The 22,323-nt window shown below is 40.7% G+C and carries 19 protein-coding genes; 10 read left to right on the plus strand and 9 right to left on the minus strand.

Features of this window, described 5'->3' with window-relative positions; genetic code table 11:
* Window positions 1-11 precede the first annotated feature (11 nt).
* The 3 genes from rseP to ABDW32_RS05355 all read left to right on the plus strand — a co-directional run bounded on the left by rseP (window position 12) and on the right by ABDW32_RS05355 (window position 2,407).
* A complete protein-coding gene (gene rseP, locus ABDW32_RS05345; RefSeq protein WP_343560164.1) occupies window positions 12-1,337 on the plus strand; it encodes an RIP metalloprotease RseP in 1,326 nt (441 codons plus the stop codon).
* 244 nt (window positions 1,338-1,581) lie between these two features.
* Entirely contained in the window at window positions 1,582-1,785 is a 204-nt protein-coding gene (locus tag ABDW32_RS05350) for a YwbE family protein (protein ID WP_343560166.1), read from the plus strand.
* A gap of 253 nt (window positions 1,786-2,038) precedes the next feature.
* Entirely contained in the window at window positions 2,039-2,407 is a 369-nt protein-coding gene (locus ABDW32_RS05355) for a response regulator (protein WP_343560168.1), read from the plus strand.
* A 69-nt stretch (window positions 2,408-2,476) separates the two neighbouring features.
* Here ABDW32_RS05355 and ABDW32_RS05360 read toward each other — a convergent pair whose 3' ends face one another.
* The 8 genes from ABDW32_RS05360 to ABDW32_RS05395 all read right to left on the minus strand — a co-directional run bounded on the left by ABDW32_RS05360 (window position 2,477) and on the right by ABDW32_RS05395 (window position 12,698).
* Window positions 2,477-2,689, minus strand: coding sequence for a hypothetical protein (locus tag ABDW32_RS05360; RefSeq protein WP_077435202.1), 213 nt, complete (start codon window positions 2,687-2,689; stop codon window positions 2,477-2,479).
* Window positions 2,690-2,715: 26 nt separating this feature from the next.
* Window positions 2,716-4,182: an efflux transporter outer membrane subunit gene (locus tag ABDW32_RS05365; protein WP_343560172.1), complete on the minus strand. Its 1,467-nt coding sequence runs from the start codon at window positions 4,180-4,182 to the stop codon at window positions 2,716-2,718.
* A complete protein-coding gene (locus tag ABDW32_RS05370) occupies window positions 4,179-7,334 on the minus strand; it encodes an efflux RND transporter permease subunit (protein WP_343560174.1) in 3,156 nt (1,051 codons plus the stop codon). The genes ABDW32_RS05365 and ABDW32_RS05370 overlap by 4 nt, the downstream gene beginning before the upstream one ends.
* Window positions 7,335-7,404: 70 nt before the next feature.
* Entirely contained in the window at window positions 7,405-8,568 is a 1,164-nt protein-coding gene (locus tag ABDW32_RS05375; RefSeq protein ID WP_343560177.1) for an efflux RND transporter periplasmic adaptor subunit, read from the minus strand.
* A 479-nt stretch (window positions 8,569-9,047) separates the two neighbouring features.
* Window positions 9,048-9,872: an AMP nucleosidase gene (locus ABDW32_RS05380; RefSeq protein ID WP_077435194.1), complete on the minus strand. Its 825-nt coding sequence runs from the start codon at window positions 9,870-9,872 to the stop codon at window positions 9,048-9,050.
* 239 nt (window positions 9,873-10,111) lie between these two features.
* On the minus strand, window positions 10,112-11,362 hold the full coding sequence (gene clpX, locus ABDW32_RS05385; protein WP_077435192.1) for an ATP-dependent Clp protease ATP-binding subunit ClpX: 1,251 nt from the start codon (window positions 11,360-11,362) through the stop codon (window positions 10,112-10,114).
* A 2-nt stretch (window positions 11,363-11,364) separates the two neighbouring features.
* Window positions 11,365-12,066 carry an ATP-dependent Clp endopeptidase proteolytic subunit ClpP gene (gene clpP, locus ABDW32_RS05390; RefSeq protein WP_077435190.1) on the minus strand — a complete coding sequence of 234 codons (702 nt, stop codon included), beginning with the start codon at window positions 12,064-12,066 and terminating at the stop codon, window positions 11,365-11,367.
* A gap of 170 nt (window positions 12,067-12,236) precedes the next feature.
* Entirely contained in the window at window positions 12,237-12,698 is a 462-nt protein-coding gene (locus ABDW32_RS05395; RefSeq protein ID WP_343560181.1) for a type I restriction enzyme HsdR N-terminal domain-containing protein, read from the minus strand.
* Between the two features lie 190 nt (window positions 12,699-12,888).
* Between ABDW32_RS05395 and holA the strand changes: the two genes are divergently transcribed.
* Window positions 12,889-13,896 (plus strand): DNA polymerase III subunit delta, encoded by a 1,008-nt coding sequence (gene holA / locus ABDW32_RS05400; protein ID WP_343560183.1) that lies wholly within the window; start codon window positions 12,889-12,891, stop codon window positions 13,894-13,896.
* Between the two features lie 21 nt (window positions 13,897-13,917).
* Here holA and ABDW32_RS05405 read toward each other — a convergent pair whose 3' ends face one another.
* Window positions 13,918-15,063, minus strand: coding sequence for a hypothetical protein (locus ABDW32_RS05405; protein ID WP_343560185.1), 1,146 nt, complete (start codon window positions 15,061-15,063; stop codon window positions 13,918-13,920).
* A gap of 159 nt (window positions 15,064-15,222) precedes the next feature.
* Between ABDW32_RS05405 and ABDW32_RS05410 the strand changes: the two genes are divergently transcribed.
* From ABDW32_RS05410 to ABDW32_RS05435, 6 genes are all read left to right on the plus strand, one after another.
* Window positions 15,223-15,615, plus strand: coding sequence for a DoxX family protein (locus ABDW32_RS05410; RefSeq protein WP_343560187.1), 393 nt, complete (start codon window positions 15,223-15,225; stop codon window positions 15,613-15,615).
* Between the two features lie 539 nt (window positions 15,616-16,154).
* On the plus strand, window positions 16,155-16,772 hold the full coding sequence (locus ABDW32_RS05415) for a TetR family transcriptional regulator (RefSeq protein WP_343560189.1): 618 nt from the start codon (window positions 16,155-16,157) through the stop codon (window positions 16,770-16,772).
* Complete coding sequence (locus ABDW32_RS05420; protein WP_343560191.1) at window positions 16,762-18,072, plus strand: TolC family protein; 1,311 nt, start codon at window positions 16,762-16,764, stop codon at window positions 18,070-18,072. Before ABDW32_RS05415 ends, ABDW32_RS05420 begins: the two co-directional genes overlap by 11 nt.
* A 14-nt stretch (window positions 18,073-18,086) precedes the next feature.
* Window positions 18,087-19,190 (plus strand): HlyD family secretion protein, encoded by a 1,104-nt coding sequence (locus ABDW32_RS05425; RefSeq protein WP_077435174.1) that lies wholly within the window; start codon window positions 18,087-18,089, stop codon window positions 19,188-19,190.
* 2 nt (window positions 19,191-19,192) lie between these two features.
* Window positions 19,193-20,776 (plus strand): MDR family MFS transporter, encoded by a 1,584-nt coding sequence (locus ABDW32_RS05430; protein WP_343560194.1) that lies wholly within the window; start codon window positions 19,193-19,195, stop codon window positions 20,774-20,776.
* A gap of 312 nt (window positions 20,777-21,088) precedes the next feature.
* On the plus strand, window positions 21,089-22,318 hold the full coding sequence (locus ABDW32_RS05435; protein WP_343560196.1) for a sterol desaturase family protein: 1,230 nt from the start codon (window positions 21,089-21,091) through the stop codon (window positions 22,316-22,318).
* The last annotated feature ends 5 nt before the right edge of the window (window positions 22,319-22,323 follow it).

Raw genomic sequence — 22,323 nt, forward strand, 5'->3', positions numbered from 1 at the left:
AGAAAGCATACATGGGTGTTTTAATTATGGTCGGACAAGTGATTTTAGGCTTGTCAATTTTAATTGTTCTACATGAGTTAGGACATTTCTTAGCAGCACGTGCATTTGGTATTAAAGTGGAGAAATTCTATTTATTTTTTGATGCATGGGGAGTGAAATTATTTAAATTCAATTATAAAGGTTGTGAGTATGGTATCGGCTGGTTACCGCTGGGTGGCTATGTGAAAATTGCTGGCATGATCGATGAGTCAATGGATACCGAACAGCTGAAAGGAGAGCCACAACCCTGGGAGTTCCGCTCAAAACCGGCCTGGCAACGTTTGATCGTGATGTTGGGCGGTATTATCGTCAATATCATCGTGGGTATTCTTGTCTTTTGGATGCTGACCTTTAAAATGGGGAATACCGATGTCAAAATGGATCAACTGGTAAATGGTATCGTACCAGGCTCTATTGGTGAATCTATCGGTCTCAAAGCGGGTGATAAGGTGATTGCAATAGATGGACACCGCGTTGAAAACTACTCGGAGTTGCTTGGTTCTAAAGTCCTGATGGGCGGTGTTGCCCTTACGGTAGAACGTGATGGCGCAACAAAAGAAATCAAGGTGCCCGCGGATTTATTGAATACCTTGTCTGATAAAAAAGGCGAAAAATTCATTGAACCCCGGGTGAAAACAACAAGCGTAGCGCAAGTAGCGCCGGGATCCGTAGCCAGCAAGATGGGCTTCGCGAAAGGGGATAGCATCGTGGCAGTAAATGATATTCAGGTACCTTTCTTTGATCAATTCAGAACATTGATTAAAGCAAATGCCAATAAAGCGGTTGTCATCAAAGTAATCCGGATAGGAACAGAGGTTTCCCTAAAGGGAAATGTACCTGCGGATGCTATGTTAGGCATCGGCATCAATCACGATTATTCCATTAAATCGTTTACAACGCATTACACACTTATGGAGGCTTTTCCAATAGGTGCCAAAAAAGCATTTACGGTGATCACGGATAATGCAAAAGGGTTCGGTAAAATCTTCAAAGGCGAGGTACGTGCCGATAAAGCGCTATCTGGTCCTATCGGTATTGCCACCTTATTTGGTACTGAAGTGGATTGGATTCGATTCTGGTCTTTGGTTGGTATGCTTTCAATGGCGCTTGCATTTATGAATTTACTACCTATTCCGGCACTCGATGGTGGTCACGTTGTATTCTTGCTGATAGAAATGATCCAAGGGAAGCCACTGAGTGAAAAATTTCTCGAAAAAGCACAAATGGTTGGATTCTTTATCCTTTTGGGCCTGATGGTGTTTATATTCGGTAATGATATTTTTAAGTTGTTCAAATAATTTATTATTTGTAAGCTGTGATATTTCTAGCTCGATTCGGAGAGATACAGTATCGGAATTCAGCTTTTGGAAGAGATAATCGTATACGGCTATGAATGTATACTGTTGAAAATAAAAAATATAGGCCAGAACCTTGATGTTGATAATTTAGACGTCAATATGGAATAAAAAAAAATAAATAAATCAACAAAAAATAGCGGAGTTTTCTTTTGGAAAACTCCTTTTTTATTTCTTAAATTTGACCATGGACGGAAGAAATAGAGCGGATGTAAAGCCCGGAATGTTGGTGAATATCATTCTGAAAAAAGACCAACGGACAGGGAATCTTACCGAAGGTATTGTAAAGGATCTACTGACATCCTCAGCTTATCATTCAAGAGGAATAAAAGTAAGGCTGACTGATGGTCAAGTGGGACGAGTGGCTGAAATTATAGAAGATGACTTTTAGTGACCCTTTAACCTTCATCGAATCTTTCCTTTACTCCTAATGGTTCAGCTATTTTACCTAAATGAAATATTGCTCCCCAATGATGTTATTGTTATTCGATCGGAATTGCATGCAGTAGTTCTGTTTTGATGCGTATTTTGCAATAAGATTTGCATGTTAACATATTTATTGTTAACTTATTTCCATATTTTTTATTTTATTGCATATTTATAGAATTTTATTGTATTAATTAGCTGAATGATCTCTTTTTCGAATGGATACCAAAAGTAAATGTAAGATTGTCTACGCAGATGATGCGATGATTCATCATGTTATGATGAAGGCTATGGCCCAATCCCATTCATTGGAATTAGTTTATTGTGCCTTTAACGGGCGAGATCTGATCAATTATTTAGTTGAACATCATAAAACCTTGCCTGAGGTGTGCATATTGGATTTGCACATGCCTATCCTGAACGGTATTGAGACTGCAAAGATTGTCAGAGACAAATTTCCTTCCATTCGTATATTCGGTCTGACCTCAAGTAGTGACGAAAGCGAACGGATTGAAATGCTGGCGGGAGGCGTAGAACAGATTTTCTCCAAGGAAGATATGTCTGCTTTGTTACGGCAAATTAGTTAAAACCTAAAATCTTTATACGCTAAAGAGTGTCCAGCGTGATGGCATTCAGAAAAAAAGCCTAACAATTCGTTAGACTTTTTCGTTATTTTCCAGTGCTTCCTTAAATTTTAAAAGCCTGACCCAAGCAGGGCATTTACTCAGATCTTTTTTCCATAAGCCAACATGGATAAAACTCGTGCTGATAAATCTTTCCACATCAAACACTTGCATATCTTGTTGTATTTCCAATGATTTGGGTAAGTCCCTGGACTGAAAATAGTGTTTTAATTCTTCTGGCGTCATAATACAAAAATAGCGTTTTTAATTTATTATCTCCAACCGCCTCCTAAAGAACGGTAGAGATCAACAAATCCATCCAGATGCTGTTGACGCAGCTCGACCAGATCCAGATCACTATCCAGGGCGTTACTTTGTGCAGTGATCACTTCCAGGTAAGTCGCATAACCACTTTTAAAGAGCAAGTTTGCATTTTTTACCGCTAGATGAGCGTTATCTACCCGTTTTCTGGCCAGCTCAAGCTGTTCCCGCTGTTTGTCTACCGTTACTACAGCATTGGAGACTTCGGCTACTGCTTCAACCACTTTCTGTTGAAGCTGGATTTCGGCTTTATCCCGTTCAAGTTTGGCAACTTCATATTGTGTTTTCAATGTCTTATTCTTGAAAATCGGTGTTGTCAGGTTGCCGGTGATACCACCTAATAACGCTCCGGGAATGTTGAACCAATTGCGGGGAAGCATGGAATTTACCCCTAATATACCACCGATATTGAGGGCCGGGTAGCGCATCGCCTGCTGTATATTGGCGTTCGCGTTGGCAGCCATCAATTGAAACTCGGCTGAACGGATATCTGGTCGATTGCGTATGATTTCGATCGGCGAACCGAGCGATATATCCTTACTCTCTGCAAAAAGATGTTCATACGAAGTACCTCGTTTAATACTGTCCGGAAGTCTTCCTGTTAAAGTCTGAAGTGCATTCTCCTGAATGACAATCTGTTTTTCCAATTCGGGTACGAGTGAGGCTGCGAGTAGGCGCTGGGACTCTGTCTGCTGAATGGCCAGTGCTGTAATTTCCCCCGCATTGTACTGCAGTTTGATCATGCGTAATGTGCTATCGTTCAATTGGACATTGCGTTTGGCGACTTCGATTTTCGCATCTAACATCAGCAGGTTGAAATACCCTTTGGCAACGGATGTGATGATATTGGTCTGAATTGCATTTTTGGCTTCCTGGGTATCTAGGTACTCTGCCAGAAGTTGTTCCTGTTTGCTGCCGATTTTTTTCCAGATATCGATCTCCCAGCTGAAACTGATGTCAGAACCAAATTGAGATTGATAAACAAACATATTTTCTGGTGCTTTCTCACCTTTGTGCTCATAGTATTTTGATAATGGGCCGCTTCCAAACTCTTTCGATCGCCAGGTGCGGTTTCCATTGGCTATGGTCGCACTGACGCTTGGCAGATAATTGGATTTATTTTGTGCCAGGACCCGGTTTGAGATCTGTAGGTTCAGCAGCGCTGTCTTCATTTCAAAATTATTGGCCAGGGCGGAATCAATCAGTACCTTGAGCGTAGGATCATGAAAGAACGATTTCCAGTGGATCAATCCCATACTGGAAGTGTCGCCAAAATAATCTAAGGAGTCACCACGGAAAGTAGTGGGAAGTTTTAATTTGGGCTGAACATAATCTTTGCCTATTTTACAGGCATTCATCAAAACCAGTAGCCCCATAGCCACACTTAGTGCTGAAACGTATTTTTTTATGTTCTTCATTCTTCTTCTTCTTTAGCGATATTATCCTGTAATTTTTCGTCCAGCCCTTTGAAGACAACAAAGAGTACCGGAATAATAAAGATACCAAAGGCAACGCCCAACAGCATGCCGCCTGCAGCGCTGAAGCTGATGGAATGGTTGCCAATGGCTGAGGGACCAACTGTCCACATCAGCGGAACAAGACCCGCAACAAAAGCGAGGCTTGTCATCAGGATTGGTCTTAACCTGAGTTTTGAACCGCTGATGGCTGCTTCAACAATGGATTTTCCATTCTTGCGTTCCTGTACGGCGAACTCAACGATAAGGATCGCATTTTTAGCAAGGAGACCGATCAGCATAATCAATCCCACCTGGACATAAATATTGTTCTGTAAGCCGACAAGATTGATCACCGAAAAAACGCCGATCAGACCGACAGGGATCGATAATAGAACCGCCCAGGGTAGGATGTAACTTTCGTATTGTGCGGAGAGTAAAAAGTAAACAAACAGAATACTCAATACAAAGATCAGGATGGTCTGTGATCCGGACTGGCTCTCTTCATAACTCATGCCTGTCCATTCAAAGCCATAGTTTCCAGGTAGCTTTTCATCAGCCAGTTTTTGGATGGCCTGCATCGCATCATCGGTACTATAGCCTTCTGCTGGTGTAATATTGACTGAAATGGCATTGTATAAGTTGTAACGGGTGATGGTTTCGGGTCCGATGGTTTTTTCCAGTGTCAAAATAGTATTGATAGGCACCATCTCACCTTTGTTGTTCCGCACAAAAATCGAATTGAACGATTCGGGGTCTTTCCGAAAATCGAAGTCGGATTGTACGTAGACGCGGTATTGGCGGCCAAAACGATTAAAGTCGCTGGCTTGGACCCGCGCAAAATAGGAGCGTATTGTTGACATTAAGTCTTTGATCTCAACACCGAGTGATTTTGCCTTGACAGCATCGATGTTCACTTCGTATTGGGGAAAATTCGATTTAAAGCTGGTATAGGCACTGCGGATTTCAGGACAGCTGTTCAGCTGGCTGATAAAAGTATCAGCAATGGTATTAAAGTCCCGTACGTCGCCTCCCATGCGGTCTTGAAGGACCATCTCAATACCGGCAAAATCACCAAACCCCTGTACCGTAGGTCTTGGAAATACCGTAAATGTGGCTTCATTTATCTGAGCAAGATCATTTCTGATCGTATCCATAAATGCATTGATGTTTTTGATATGCTTGCGCTTGGCATGGGGTTTAAGAGTGATATAGCCTGCTGCAAAGGCAGGGCTTGAACTCCCATCCAATGCGTTGAAACCGGAAACCGTCGTCATGCCTTCGATATCTTTTCTTTTTTTCAATAGACTGTCTGCGCGACGGAGCACCTCTGTTGTACGGCTTAATGAAGCGCCTGGGGGAAGTGCAATGTTATAGGTGATAAAACCGTCATCCTCTGTGGGGATAAAGCTCTTCGGTGTTTTGATCATTAAAAGGACGCCGATGGCAGTAATCAGTACCAAGCCTATCCAGGCAATCTTTTTATGATTGATCAAGAGTTGGACTACCCTGACATATCGTGCAGTGAGGCGGTCAAAGGAAGTATTGAAGGCTTTAAAGAAACGATCCTTAAATTGATGTATTCTTGATTTCGCTTCTTCTTCTTTTTGATGCTTGGGAGCTTTTAGCAATAGCGCACATAATGCAGGACTCAATGTCAACGCGTTTAGTGCTGAAATTAATATTGCTGTTGCCAGGGTGTACGCAAATTGCCGGTAAAAGATGCCGGCTGGACCTTCCATAAAACCCACAGGCAAAAATACCGCGGCCATGACCATCGTAATGGAAAGGATGGCGCCGGTAATTTCTGACATGGTAGACAATGTTGCAGCTTTTGGTTTTAACCCCGTACTGTGCATCTTCTCATGAATGGCCTCCACAACAACAATAGCATCGTCGACAACGATACCAATGGCAAGTACCAAGGCAAACATAGTCAATACATTGAGCGAGAATCCAAAGAGCTGTAGAAAAAAGAAAGTTCCTATCAAAGAAACGGGGATAGCAATGGCTGGAATCAGCGTCGACCTAAAGTCCTGTAGGAAGATAAAAACAATGATAAATACTAAAATAAATGCTTCGAAAAGAGTGTGTTCAACCTGGTTAATGGATTCATCAATTTGATCACGAACAGAATAGGTTACTTCATAATGCAATCCTTTTGGGAATGTCTTGGCCTGTTCTTCAAGTACTTTTCGGACAGCGATATCAATATCGTGGGCATTGGAACCACTGGTTTGTGTCAGATTAAGTGTCAGTCCGGGATGACCATTGACCTTATTGTCACTACTGAGATTTGTAGCACCAAATTCTACGCGTGCAACATCTTTTAGGTACAGCACCGAACCATCATTGTTTGTCTTGATGACGATACTCTGAAATTCTTCGGGTGTGGTAAAACGTCCTTTGTGCCGGATAACAGTTTCAAATGCCTCGTCGGATGTTTCACCAAATTTACCCGGTGCGATCTCAAAGTTTTGATCTTTGATGGCAGCCATGATGTCCTGGGGAACCAGATTATAAAGGGCCAGCTTTTCAGGATTTAACCAAAGCCGCATGGCATAATCCCTCGCTCCAAGCCGGGATACCTGAGCGACACCGTCTACGCGTAGGAGGGGACGCATCAGATTGATCTGGGCGTATGCCTGTAAAAAGGTTTCATCATAAGCTTTATCCTGATGATCTGAATATAGATTGATGGTCATGATAACCCCTGTCTGGCGTGGCATGACAGTAATTCCAGCTTCGTTTACCTCTGCAGGAATAGAGCTGATCGCTTTGGAAATACGGGTCTGCACATTGACCGAAGCTATGTCCGGATTTGTCCCCGTTTTGAAATAGACGGATACACTGCCCGAACCCGAGTTGGAAGCCGAGGATTTGATATAGGTCATATCTTCGACGCCATTGATGGCTTCCTCAATAGGCAATAAGACACTTTTTGCTACCGTCTCTGCATTGGCTCCCGGGTAACTTAGGGATACGAGAACACTTGGCGGCGCTATTTCCGGAAACCGGGATACGGGAAGCAGTTTCAATCCCACTAGGCCCAATATGACTAAAATAATAGAAATGACCGTTGCTAAGACAGGTCTATTTATAAAGGTTTTTAACATATACTAGAATTTTAGACATGGCTCAGACGGAGCTGAAAAAGCCCGGGAGCGATGTCAAAATATGCGATAATTATTTCTGTGGAATAGGTGTTACGGCTGAACCGTCAGTTAGCTTATCAAATCCACTGGTAATGACACGGTCATTTTCCTTAAGACCTGAGCTTACAATATAATTGCCTTTACTTTTGCCTGAAAGCTGTATATTGCGGCGCTGTGCTTTATTGTTCTGATCCAATATATAGACAAAGGTTTTGTCCTGCAATTCATTGATGGCAATCTGTGGAATCTGTAATACATCTTTTTTTACTTCAGCAATTTTCAGTGTACCGCTACTTCCCGAACGTAAGATATTGTCTTGGTTTTGGAACGTTGCTCGTAGTGAAATTGCCCCTGTGGTCCGGTTGATCTGCCCATTGACAGCGTCCACAATTCCTTTTTTTGCATATTCTTCGCCATCAGCGAGAACCAATGTGACCTGAGGAAATACCAGTTTTTGATTCTGGTTGTACTTTTTACCTTCAATACTGTCTTTTTTTGCTTGTGCTTTTGAGAAGTAGAGAAAATCGGATTCATTCATAGAGAAATAAACATAGACTTCCTGTATATCGGAAAGATAGGTGAGGGGCTCTTTGTCACCTTTGGAAACTAAATTTCCGATACGTTTGGGAATACGCCCGATATAGCCGCTTACCGGCGCTGTGATGATCGTAAAATCTTTACTGATCTGCGCAGAACGTACAGCGGCAATGGCCTGATCCAGGGTCGCCTTGGCCACCTGATAGTCGGATTTGGCAGAAGCCAGTTTTACATCGGAAATGACGTCATTCTGAACCAAAGGTTTCAAACGGTCTACTTCTAATTGTGCATTTTTAAGTTTGGCCCGCGCCACCTGTTCGGTAGCGACCATGTTGTTTAAATTTTCCTGGTAGGTCGAAGGATCGACTTTGAACAACTTTTGTCCTTTTTGTACAAAGGAACCTTCATCAACATAGATTTCTTGCAGTAGGCCCTCAACCTGGGGGCGTACTTCCACATTCACTTTCCCTTCGATGGTACCCAGGTAGTCCTTGATTGTGGTGGCATCAGATTTTACAACCGTATAAACGGGCAAGGCTACTGGTTTTTCATTGGTATTATTTTCTTTGGAAGAACTTGAAGAACAACTTACCTGGGTGGCTAAGACTGAACAAATCAATAAGGAAACGCTGAAAATAGATAATGTTTTTTTCTTCACAATGCTTGATTAAATTTTTGATATATGTGCTTGTAATAATACTATTACAAGTTAAAACGCCAAATCGTTTAATTATTGTGCAAATTAACATTTGTTAACGTTTCAATTTATAGTTAATAATGGTTCAGCTAATAATCAAATACGCTGTATATTAGTTTTAAGTAACTGGTTTTCAGTTTGTATAAAAGCGATCGGTGTAATTCATTTTTGAGATGAAGAATAGCGGATGAAAATGAGCTAATTTTTATTAGATCGGACGAAATAAGGGAAGAGGGGATTTAATAACGATTGCTGATTAGGATAAAAGAGGATAGGGCATTTAATTGAATTCAATAGAAAGGAGTAGGTAAAATAAAGTGAGCGTGGAAAAAATAGGCTTGATAAATAATAGACATGCCCCAAAAGTGTTTAACCTTTGGGGCATGTCTGACATCGCAGCCGTCACTGTAGCTTATTTTTAGCTCTTTGTAGGGCAATTCTTAAAATTTAAGATGCTTTACGGTCAGGCCATTATTAATAAGTTGTTTCAGTGCATCAATGCCGATACTGATATGCGCTTCTACGTATTTTGCTGTAACGGTGACATCACTGACAGAAGTTTTTACTCCTTCAGGGACCATAGGTTGATCGGAAACCAACAGTAGCGCTCCGGTTGGAATCTTATTGGCAAAACCGACGCTGAATATGGTCGCTGTTTCCATATCGACACACATGGCACGGATAGACTTCAGATACTTTTTGAATGCTTTATCATGTTCCCAAACCCTTCTATTGGTCGTGTAGACTGTCCCTGTCCAATAATCCCGTTGATGGTCGCGTATTGTCGTGGATATAGCCTTCTGCATTGCAAATGCCGGTAGCGAAGGCACTTCCGGTGGAAAGTAATCATTGGATGTTCCTTCGCCACGGATGGCTGCGATCGGAAGGATCAGCTCCCCAATAGGAATCTTTTTCTTAATGCCGCCAGTTTTGCCCAAAAAGAGGACAGCTTTTGGACTGATTGCAGACAAGAGATCCATAACTGTCGCAGCCATTGGACTGCCCATCCCAAAATTGATAATGGTGATACCGCCGGCAGTCACAGATTGCATTGGTTTATCTTCGCCGTAGATAGGAGCATTGTCATGCATTTCTGAAAATAGGTGAATATATTTTGAGAAATTTGTCAATAAGATATATTCCCCAAACTCTTCCAATGGTCTTCCGGTATAACGTGGAAGCCAGTTGTTCACGATTTCTTCTTTGGTTTTTAAACCTGGTGTTATCGGGCTATTTACTGTATTTTTTGTACTTTTCTTTGTCATAGTCATTTAATTTTAATTTCACTAATCTCTTATCTGTCCATCAACATTCCGTTATGGCTATGTTATTATTGTAATATAAGATTTTTAATTCTTTTTTTATTATGCTTGAAGTGCTTTCATCCGTTAAATTCTTTCAGAAATGTATTGTTGGATAGTGCTCATCAGGCGAACTAACGGCAAGGTGGAACAGTTTGAACATAAGGGTAAAAAAAAATCCCGTTCAGCGAACGGGATTTTTTTTAAGCGACTTTGAGCTTTTTCAGATCGGATTTTTCGAATTTTTTCTTCGCATAATCCAAGGTGATTTCTAAGCTTTTTTGTCCCGTTTGCTCTTTTGTTGACGGCATTTCAAACATGGCGTCCAGCATGATTGCTTCGCATATACTCCGTAAGCCCCTTGCTCCAAGTTTAAATTCATCAGCTTTATCCACAATAAATGTGTATACTTCGGGATCAAATTTCAATTCGACGCCCTCATACTCAAATAATTTTTTGTATTGCTTGACCAATGCATTTTTTGGCTCCGTCAATATACTTAACAAGGTTTCCTTATCCAATGGATTTAAGTAGGTCAGGACTGGAAGACGTCCGATTAACTCTGGAATCAATCCAAAGTTTTTAAGATCCTGAGGCGTGATATACTTGTATAGATTGTTCAAGTCGATTTCCTCTTCGTCTTCATTCATCTTATAACCCACCGTTTGTGTGCGCAGGCGGTTTGCAATTTTCTTTTGGATTCCGTCGAATGCGCCACCACAGATAAATAGGATGTTGCTGGTATTGACAGCGATCATTTTCTGATCTGGATGCTTACGGCCACCTTGAGGTGGTACGTTAACCACAGTACCTTCTAAAATCTTCAATAAGGCCTGTTGAACACCTTCACCTGAGACATCTCGTGTGATAGAAGGATTGTCACTTTTGCGCGCGATTTTATCAATTTCATCAATATAGATGATACCACGTTCTGCTGAAGCAACATCATAATCTGCTGCTTGAAGCAAGCGCGTTAAAATGCTCTCCACGTCTTCTCCGACATAGCCCGCCTCGGTCAGTACCGTAGCATCAACGATACAGAAAGGAACGTTCAATATTTTGGCAACAGTTTTTGCTAATAATGTTTTACCGGTACCCGTCTCACCAACGATAATCAAATTGGATTTTTCGATTTCAATTTCATCTTTATCCACTTTTTGATTCAAACGTTTATAGTGATTATAAACGGCTACTGAGATTACTTTCTTCGCATCATCCTGTCCAATTACATACTGATCCAAGTGTGTTTTGATCTCTTGGGGGCGTATTAATTTTAATGCGGTCTGTAATGTCTTGCTTTTCCGTTGTTTTAATTCTTCTGCTAAGATTTCTCCTGCCTGTTGGATACATCTGTCACAGATGTGCGCTCCATTTCCAGCAATGAGCATCTGAGCTTCATTTTTGCTTATTCCACAAAACGAACAATGAATGTCTCTATCGTTATTCTTCGCCATCGTTATTTAATAATCTCCTTCTTAGGAAGTAAAATCTCGTCAATCATACCGAATTCTTTGGCCTCATTGGCACGCATCCAGTAGTCACGGTCAGAAGATTTTTCTACCCACTCATAGGTCTGTCCGGAGTGTTCTGAAATAATGGTATATAATTCTTCTTTTAATTTCATCATTTCACGTAAGTTGATCTCCATATCTGCTGCAACGCCTTGCGCGCCGCCAGATGGTTGGTGAATCATTACCCGTGAGTGACGCAAAGCAGCACGTTTTCCTTTTGCTCCAGCAACAAGTAGGACAGCGCCCATAGAAGCTGCAATTCCGGTACAGATTGTTGCTACGTCCGGGGTGATATACTGCATGGTATCATAAATACCTAAGCCGGCATAAACACTTCCGCCTGGTGAATTGATGTAAATCTGAATATCACGCTGAGCATCAGTAGACTGTAAAAACAACAATTGTGCCTGAATAATATTCGCGACCTGATCATCGATACCACTTCCTAGGAATATAATACGATCCATCATCAAACGTGAAAATACATCCATCTGTGCAACGTTCAATTGACGCTCTTCAACGATGTATGGCGTAAGATTGGTCGGAATACTGGTCTCTGTACGAGCAATGAAACTGTCAACATGTTGACTTCCGATGCGGTGATGCTTTACGGCATATTTTCTGAATTCGTTTTTATCTATATTCATCTTTTTGTTTTTTTTCTATTATGTAGGACTAATATAAAACTATATTTTAAAAATCAAATAAAGTGAAAAGATGTTTTACATCTACTTTACATTTTTTCGATATCGTCGCTTTGAGTAAAAAAAGCGTTTTATAATAGGGCCTTTACGCTATCCATTTCACTTAGAAGCCCTTAGCCGATTTCGTTATAATCGGGAAGGTCTTCGATAAATTGATACGATTCGTTCTCAAAGTCAATTTTGCAATAATAATGATTTATGCCATTGCTCACGAGCAAGTATGGAATCCGATGCACCGTGTTATAATTGGCAATCTGTTCGAATACTTTTTGTGTGATCTTGATATGGGGGGCTTTGAATTCGGCCAAAACAACCTTATTCCCCACACTATTATAAATCAGTAAATCACTCCGTCGCTGGAGACTGTTTAGTTTCATCCCGCCCTCAATATTCATCAGCGACTTTGGATAATTCTTGATCAATGCCAGATAGTTTATCCAATGTTGTCTGACCCATTCCTCTGGTGTTAATACCAGTTCTTTTTTTCGCAACTCATCAAAAATATAAACCGCATTATTCTTTTTGGAAATCTTCGCTTTGAATGGTGGCAAATTGAGTGGTGTCGGTGAAAACATACACAAATATACTAAAAATTTAGCAAAAAAAAGGGGAATTCAGACGTTTCTCGCCATTGTATTTTACTTTTTGAATAGCTCCTTTTAATCAGTCGGTTAGATCTTTTTACTGGAAATAGGCCGGATAATAAGTCGGATTCTGCTCACTGGACTGCTATGGATTTGACAGTAAAATCGTAATTTCGCCTATATGAATATAAACCCGATCTTATCCGATATTAAGAACAGGTCTTTTAAGCCTGTGTATTTACTACAGGGGGAGGAAAGCTATTTTATTGATACCATTGCGGAGGCGCTGGAATCCACCGTGTTGAACGATGCACAGAAAGGCTTTGATCAATCTATTTTTTATGGAAAGGATATCGATATCGCTACCATTGTCAATGCAGCCAAACGCTATCCAATGATGAGTGATTATCAGGTGATTCTTGTCAAAGAAGCGCAGGAACTAAAGTGGAAATCGGACACAGAGGAGCTATTGACCAAATACCTTGAGCATCTGACACCAACAACTATCTTGGTTTTTTGCTATAAACACAGGAAATTCGATAAGCGGAAGAAGATTTATAAGGTATTTGAAAAAGCCGGATTGGTTATCGATGCCGCTAAATTATATGACGATAAAGTTGCCCCTTGGATTGGCGGCTATTTAAAGGATGCAGGCTGGCGTATTCATCCACAGGCGGCGGCGCTGATCGCGGATTATCTCGGGAATGATCTGGCGAAAGTATCCAATGAGCTGGATAAACTGATGCTCAATGTGCCCAAGAGTCAGGAGATCAGCATGGATGATGTCGAACGTAACATCGGCATCTCAAAAGATTTTAATGTTTTCGAGCTTAATACGGCTTTGGCAAAGCGTAATGCCTTGAAGGCCTATCAGATCGTGGATTATTTTGTGGCCAATCCAAAAAATAATCCGCTGGTGATGGTCGTCGGACAGGTGGCTACATACTTCACCAAAATATTAAAATACCATTACCTTATCGATAAATCCGTTGCAGCAAAAGAATTGGGGGTACATCCGTTTTTCCTAAAAGAGTATGAACTGGCCGCCCGAAACTACAACCGTCGGAAAACCTTTGATGTACTGAATATACTCAAAGAGACTGACCTGAAATCAAAGGGAGTCAATGTGCCAAGTAATTTCAATAGTGAAGAGATTCTCAAAGAAATGGTTTATAAAATTTTAAATTAGTTAGCAACAAGTTGCTAGAGACTATTGTGTATTCAAAAAGGTCAGGATTCTTTGTGGAATTTTTGCCTGCAAACCACGTTTATTCATTAGCGCAATATAAGTGCGGTAATCTTTTTCGGCTTTCTTGTAAGAAGATTGGCCTTTTTTGAAAAATACATCACCCCGGTTTAAATAGGCAACCTCACGCTCGGGAAAACGCTCAATTATTTTATCTAAAAAAACTTGTGCCGCATCCAATTGATTCGCTTGCTCCAAAAAATAACCGATCTCATTGGCAGCAAGGACATTTTTACCATGAATAGGGTTTGCATTGTCAGGCTGTCCTTCGTCCAGACCCGCTTCCATGAAATACTTAGCGTCGTCTTTGCTAAAAACTTTAAATAGCAAGAACAGGCTGTTGTTAGGTATTTCTTTTAATGCACGAAGTAGCCCAGTGTAGTTGCCCGGCTTATAATTAAGGCTAATCCCCTGACTGCTGATCACCGTGGAATCGTAGGGTAGTGACTCTGCGTCATAGTCGTCCAGATACACCTTGCTGTTTTTGGAATAAGTTCTGTACTCGCTGTGGTTTTCACCTTCGTCACCTGAGCCAGATCGATGTATTTCTGCCAATTGCCAGCGTTTTAAAGCCGGTCGATAGACAAAATAATAACCCTCACTTTGACCAAAAGCGTTCGGTCCCCAGGAAATTGATATGTTCACCGTATCGCTACTGGCACTTACACTATAATCACGCATATTATTGCATGACGCACAATAAAAAGCGTTATCATTTTGAAAAGACAGCTGATAGTCATTCCCTTTTCGGGCATAAAAGGCCAATCCGACTTTAGTGTAACCTGGACCGTCAAAGCCCTTATAAAATTCATGCTTGAAATTAAGTGTATCCGCTTTTTCGTAAGCAACAAAAATTCCTGCAGGTGTTTTGCTCGTGTTTATTTGAGTTAACTGTACTGTATCAGTATTAAAATGTTTTGCGAAATTGTCTGCTGAAAGAACATCTAATAGTCGTATGTGTCTGGGTTGAGCCGCGGAAAGCAACGAAAGGCCCATAAATAGGATGAAAAAATAAGTTTTCAATGGCAATACTATTAATAAGTCAATATTAAAATTACCATACACAATTGTTGTTCCAATCTTTTGCAGACCCGAGTTTATATCCATCATAGAAGCTATCCTGCTTTATTCCAAGCTTAAAAATAGAAAAAATATTTTGTAGTTAAATAACTACATGTATATTTGTAGTCAAATAGCTACTTATTTAAGCTTTGCTAATTTTTTAGGTGATCACAACAATTAGCCATCGTAAACTAAAACAAAATAATAATGAAAAAGAGAACTAAAATAATTTATTGGATTGCGACCATATGGTTGTCCTTAGGTCTGGTATCGACAGGCATTATACAAATCTTCAAGCTAAAAACTGAGGGGCCGGGCGGAGTCCAAAATGTAGTCCATTTGGGTTATCCAGATTATATTCTCTCCTTGCTTGGATGCTGGAAAATATTAGCCGTGGTAGCATTGCTTCTACCAAAGAACCCACTCTTGAAGGAATGGGCTTACGCTGGTATTTTTTTTACGGTAACTGGCGCTCTTTATTCACACCTAATGGTAGGAGATTCTATTGGTTTCATAGCGCCAACACTGCTTTATTTGATTCTCATTGTGCTATCTTGGTATTGCAGGCCCAGTGAAAAGAAATTATCAGCTAGCCACTGATTTTATTCGTATCGGTCGCCTATAACGTTTGGCCAAACGTTATAGGTGGCTAGATGTCGAATTGCTATTTTTTTATCTTTACTTTTCTGTCGTTCCCCTTAGGATGTAGACGCTGCCAAAAACCTATAGTTTTTTTCTGACAATGCAGACTGTCCGGCTACCGCCATTATTTTAAAATAACAAAACTTTTGCATGGGAGCCTGTACATCATGTGGCCCTGATCGCTTATTGGACCTACGAATTTTAGCGTTACAAATGCCTCGTATAATTTTTGTTTGCCATTTTCTTTGATAGGGTTGAAATCAATCTGGAACAGTATGCAAATAAATCTTATTCTATTTTTTTAATATGCTTAAAATAAGCTCCTTATTATTTGTGTTTGGAGCTTCAACTGATTATAGGATATTTTTTTTACATAAAATCGATAATTAAACACTTGTTTAAATTAAACGTTTGTTTAACTTTGCTCCGCATTTAACAGATGATGATTTTATTCATTGGATAGTAAATGTGATTAGCTATAAAAGATTGGGTTTTGAATGGAATTTAACGAAAAGCAAATAGATATCCTCCTCGCTGCTGAGCGACTTTTTGCAACAAAAGGGTTTGATGGAACTTCGGTGCGTGATATAGCGCAGGAGGCGAATGTCAATGTCGCCATGATCAACTATTATTTTGGATCGAAGGATAAGTTGCTGGATACCTTTTTTGAATGGCGTGTTCCGGATTTTATGATCAATGTTGATGAACTCTCTTTGGTCGGTAATGCCCTTGATAAAGTGGATGTAATGGTCGACAGGTATGTCAAATCGATGAGCTCACATCGGAAGCTCTATCGGGTTATTGCGATAGAAAGTACTTTAAAACAACGGATGTTGATATCCGAGGCCTTCAAAAAATTAAAAATACATAATCTGGAGGTCATCGCCTCTATTATCAACAGCGGTATTGCAGAAGGGGTGTTTATGCCAGGTAATGATCCCGTATTAATCCATTCGATGATGATGGGAACTTTTATGAATTTTCAGATGAATCAGGTCTTTTTACAGGAGCAACTGGGGATAGCCAATGATGATGGCTATGGCCAATATATAGAAACAACGTTAACAGAATTTATACAGAAAACAATTAAAGCTTTATTGACATATGAAAAATAAGTTGGCCAATTTAAGTGCTTTATTGCTTTTGAGTCCTTTGGGTTTGCTGGCACAAGACAACAAACACCTGACCTTGGAAGAAATAATTCACATGGCTGCAAACCAAAGTGTGGAAGCGAAAACTGCCGATACCAGAGTATTGGGAAGACAGCTAGAGGTCGAAAGTGCCAAATCGAAACAGCTCCCCGATGCAAAATTGAGCGGGCAGTATATGGCGATGACTACACCGAATGTGGATCTGAAGTTAGCACTTGGTGGGGGAGGTTCGGCTCCGGATATTGCAGCAAATCAGCTGTGGTTGGGGCAGGCATCTGTCAGCATGCCTATTTATACTGGAGGTAAGATCAAGGGTGGAATAGCAATAGCAAAAGATGCGCTACAAGCCGAACAATGGAACGCCGTTGCAAGCAAAGAACAATTGGCTTCACGTGCGATAGCACTTTATCTGAATTTATATAAAGCGCAGCAAACCAATTTGTTGATTGCAGAAAACATCAAACAGTCTGAGCAACGTGTTTCGGACTTTAAAGCGATGTTAGATAATGGGCTGATCGCAAGAAATGATCTGCTTAAAGCGGAATTACAACTGTCTAATTATCAAGTGTCGCTCCAGGAGGCACAGAAGAATATTAAGGTGCTGAATTATCAATTGGCCAATTTGCTGAAAATTTCGGAAGATACGCAATTGGATCAGATTAATCTTGCAGAGGCAACTGGAATTGATCTGGGATTGAAGGCTTCTTATGAAACGGCAAAGACGGAGCGATCGGATCTCAAATCGCTGGCTTCCCAACGTAAAGTTGCCGAAGATCAATTGAAAGTCACCAGATCTTCGACATTGCCAACTATTGCGGCAACGGCAGGTTACAATGCTTTTGGACTACAGAAGGTAGTGACGGTAACGAATGCAGCAATGGTGGGGATTGGGGTATCCTATGATATTGGTTCTTTGTATAAAAACAAGAGGGAGGTCAATGTTGTCAAAAACCGGATTAAGGAAATTGATGAGAATTTAGAACTGCTCAATGACCGGGTAAAGGTGCAGGTGCAACAGGCAAACGAAAACTATATGCTGGCCCAAAAACAGGATGTGGTGTACCATCAGGCGGTAGATCAGGCCGTTGAAAATTATCGTATTACAAAGGATAAATATGATAATGGTATTGCCGATACGGACGATTTATTGACAGCTGATGTACAACAGCTTCAGAGCAAAATCAATCTGGCAATAAGCAAAGCAAATACAATTGAAAAATACTATGACCTACTGTTAGCAAATGGGTCGTTAAACATTAAATAGCAATTAATCTAGACATGGAAAATACAGTTGAAAACGCACCTGAGAAAAAAGGTACAAATAAAAAATTTACTATTATTCTAGCTGCTTTGGTCATCTTTGGCGGGGCTTACGGCGGTTATAAATACCTGCATGGTCAAGCGCATGAAACTACTGATGATGCGCAGGTGGAAAAGAATATGAGTCCGATTATTCCTCGTGTAGGGGGATTTATTTCCAAAGTGTATGTTAAGGATAACGATCTGGTGAAAAAGGGTGATACCTTGTTCACGATCGAGAGCCAAGATTATCAGGTGCGTGTGGATGAGGCCGAAGCTGCATTGGCTGCTGCGGAAAGCAGCTTTGATGTCTCTAAAGCGGATGTATATGCTTCATCAGCAAACGTAGCTATCTCTGATGCGACAATACAGTCTAATTTAGGAAGTATCGATGCGGCACGTATCCGTGCAAAACAGGCAAATAACGATTATATCCGATACCAGAACTTATATAACAATCAATCCATTACGAAGCAGCAATATGAGCAGGCTTTAACAGCGAAGTTAGAGGCAGATAAACAAGTGGAGATCCTACAACAACAACGTAATGCCAGTGCTTCACAACGTAATGCTATTGTGAGTAAGACTACAGTAGCTTCGAAACAAACCTCTGTTGCTGAGGCAAATATAAAAAGAGCGAAAGCGCAATTAGAGGCTGCGAAATTGAATCTATCTTATACTGCAGTATTGGCTTCGGTAGATGGTCAGGTATCGAATATCAAAGTACAGCCAGGGCAGATGATCAACCCAGGGCAGTCTTTATTTTACATTGTTGATAATATAGAAACTTGGGTAGTGGCGAACTTTAAGGAGACTCAATTACAAAAAATGAAACCGGGGCAAAAGGTGGGTATTAAAGTGGATGCTTATCCAAATATCGAATTTGAAGGGGAGGTGAATTCATTTTCGCCTGCTACTGGTTCCCGTTTCTCTCTATTGCCTCCGGACAACGCGACAGGTAACTTTGTGAAGACGGTACAACGTCTGCCGGTAAAAATCAAATTGACAAAAGATAATAAAGCTGAAAATGTGGCCTTGCTCAGACCGGGCATGAATGCTGACGTAGATGTGCATGTTCAATAACTATGGAAAATTTAAATCAACAGGATAGTCTGGTTGAATATGGTTTTCGACGCGTAGTCATCACGATTACAGCAGTACTCTGTGCCCTGCTGGAAATTGTGGACACCACGATCGTGAATGTGGCCTTAAATGATATGAAAGGGTCGTTGGGGGCAACATTGACAGACGTGGCCTGGGTTATTACGGCTTATGCAATTGCTAACGTAATTGTTATTCCAATGACGAGTTGGTTGTCCCAACAGTTTGGTCGACGTAACTACTTTGCGGCATCAATTATCATATTTACAGTATCTTCATTTTTGTGTGGTAACGCGACCAATATCTGGGAGCTCGTCGCATTTCGTTTTCTGCAAGGAATGGGCGGTGGAGCCTTGTTGGTGACTGCTCAGACCATCATCACAGAAAGCTATCCCAAAGAAAAACGTAGTATGGCACAGGCGATCTACGGTATGGGAGTAATCATTGGACCGACACTTGGCCCACCTTTGGGTGGTTATATCATTGATAACTTCTCCTGGCCTTATATTTTTTATATCAATGTGCCCTTGGGAATTATTGCTACGTTGCTGACTTTGTCATTTGTGCGTAGTCCGAAATATAGCCAGAAACAATCGGCAAAAGAGGTGGATTGGTTCGGGATGATTTTCTTGATTATGTTTATCGGTTCCCTTCAGTTTGTGCTGGAACATGGTCAACAGGATGACTGGTTTGATGATCCACTTATTTTAGGTCTGTCTATTTTATCAGTATTCGGATTATTATTCTTCATCTGGCGTGAGCTGGTTTATGACAAACCTATTGTAAACTTGCGGGTATTACGTGATAAAAACTTACAGGTAGGGGTTGTGATGAGTTTTATCCTGGGATTCGGTCTGTTTGGGTCGACTTTTATTATTCCGATCTACACACAGTCCATATTGGGATGGACAGCCACAGATGCTGGTCTTCTGTTGTTGCCAAGTTCAATCATGACCGGGATCATGATGCCTTTTATAGGTAAAATGATTCAAAATGGCGTTCCGCAGAAATATATGGTTGCGGTGGGTTTGAGCATTTTCTTTGGTTTTTGTTTTTGGATGTACAGCCTGATGACAAATGATACGGGGTCGGAACATATGTTTTGGCCACTTATCCTGCGCGGGGTAGGTTTGGGGCTGCTATTTGTTCCAGTAATGACCTTATCGCTATCCACCCTCCATGGGAAGTCGATCGGCGAGGGGGCAGCTTTTACAGGCATGATGCGTCAGCTGGGGGGCTCATTTGGGATTGCATTGATCACAACGTTTATCGCACGTGACTCTCAGAAACACCGGGTTGACTTGGTGGTGAATCTGGATCCCAGTAAGTTTGAGGTACAACAACGTGTGCAGCAGTTACAAATGAGTTTTCAGTCGAAAGGATTTGCTCCAAATGAAGCATTGGCCAAGGCGCACCAGATACTGGACTTAAGTGTCATGAAACAGGCAACCGTATTGTCTTATATGGATGTATTCCTTTATTTAGGAGTCGCATTTTTGATCTGTGTGCCTTTTGTGCTGATGATCAAACAGGGTAAGACTAAGGTGGATATGTCAAGCGTGCACTAACGGTCCCATGACTGGAGCTTTTAGTCCAGAAAATGATATAATTAAATTAATTAGCCCTCAAAAAGGATTTTATTTTTTGAGGGCTTTTATTTTTTTATGCTAAAGCTTGCTGACTTGGTTAATCGCCTATAAAAAGCTTTTACCCAATTTCCATAGTCCTTAGTCTTTGTGATAACATGAAGATTTTTATTTCGAGAAAGGCATAAAACTAAAACCTGATTCAGAATTGATTGTTAAATAATAAAGATTTTTGAGCTTTACGTCTATAAGCTAGTCGTTACAAGGAAGTTATTCGTTTAAAATAAGCGCTGTATGCACACAGGAAGACTTAATTTTTTAGCTTTTATTATCCCTTTGTTTTTGGTACTGATGCTGTTGGAATATTGGTATAGTCTGAAGAAGCAAAAGCGGTATTATACCTTTGATGAATCAATTTCTAATCTAAATGTTGGCATTGTCGAGCGTATGTGCGATATGTTTTCAGTTAGCCTGTTTTACTTTTTTTTCGTTTGGGTCTACCAGAATTTTGCGATTTTTCATATTGAGGCGAACGTCTGGACCTGGATCTTGCTTTTTCTTTTTACGGATTTTTTGTGGTATTGGTATCATCGATATAGTCATGAGGTCAACTTGCTATGGGCAGCACATGTAGTTCATCATCAAAGTGAAGATTATAACTTTACCGTTGCCGCTAGGATTACCATATTCCAGGCGGTATTTCGTTCTTTGTTCTGGGCTTTTATTCCTCTTTTGGGGTTTCCGCCTTTCATGATGACCGTAATTTTATTGGTTCATGGAGTATACCCCTTTTTCTCTCATACACAAACGGTAGATAAGCTCGGGATTTTTGAAAAAATACTTGTCACTCCATCGCATCACCGTGTACATCATAGTAGCAATGAGATCTATTTGGATAAGAACTATGGTGATATTTTGATTATCTGGGATAAAATATTTGGAACTTTTGTCGCCGAGAAGAAAGAAGAACCCTGTGTCTACGGACTGACCAAACCTATCCATCGGTACACCTTTCTTTGGCAGCATTTTCACTATCTATTTGAAATAGGGCTTTCTTTTAAGCGTGCAGTGGGATTCAAAAACAAAATACGTACGGTATTTGGACGCCCTGACGATATACAACCTGAAATTAGGGCGGAATTGGAGCAAAAAATGTTTGCAGGGACTAGATCTCAGGTGCATGGTAAAAATCTGAGTCGATATATTTTTACCCAATCTATGTTAACGATGGGACTTCTATTTTTCTTTTTGCTGTATGGCAACTATCAAAATCTGGGGCAATTGCTTGTTGGTGGTCTCTTTATTTTGTGCAGTGTCATCTGTATCGGCGGATTATTGGAGCATGAAAAATGGGTCTTTCCACTCGAAATGCTGCGGTTATTTCTGTTGCTGCTATTTATAACGATTACATTTTTTTCGTTTCCGGCACTGCTCATGCTCTTGGTCGTGACCATACTTCAGGTTATCTCCTACAAATTGATGAACGATCACTATCTACGAGTTCTTAATCTATCGAGCAATTAAGCTTT

The organism is Sphingobacterium sp. (genome assembly GCF_039596235.1).
In the GTDB taxonomy this organism is placed as follows: Bacteria; Bacteroidota; Bacteroidia; order Sphingobacteriales; family Sphingobacteriaceae; genus Sphingobacterium.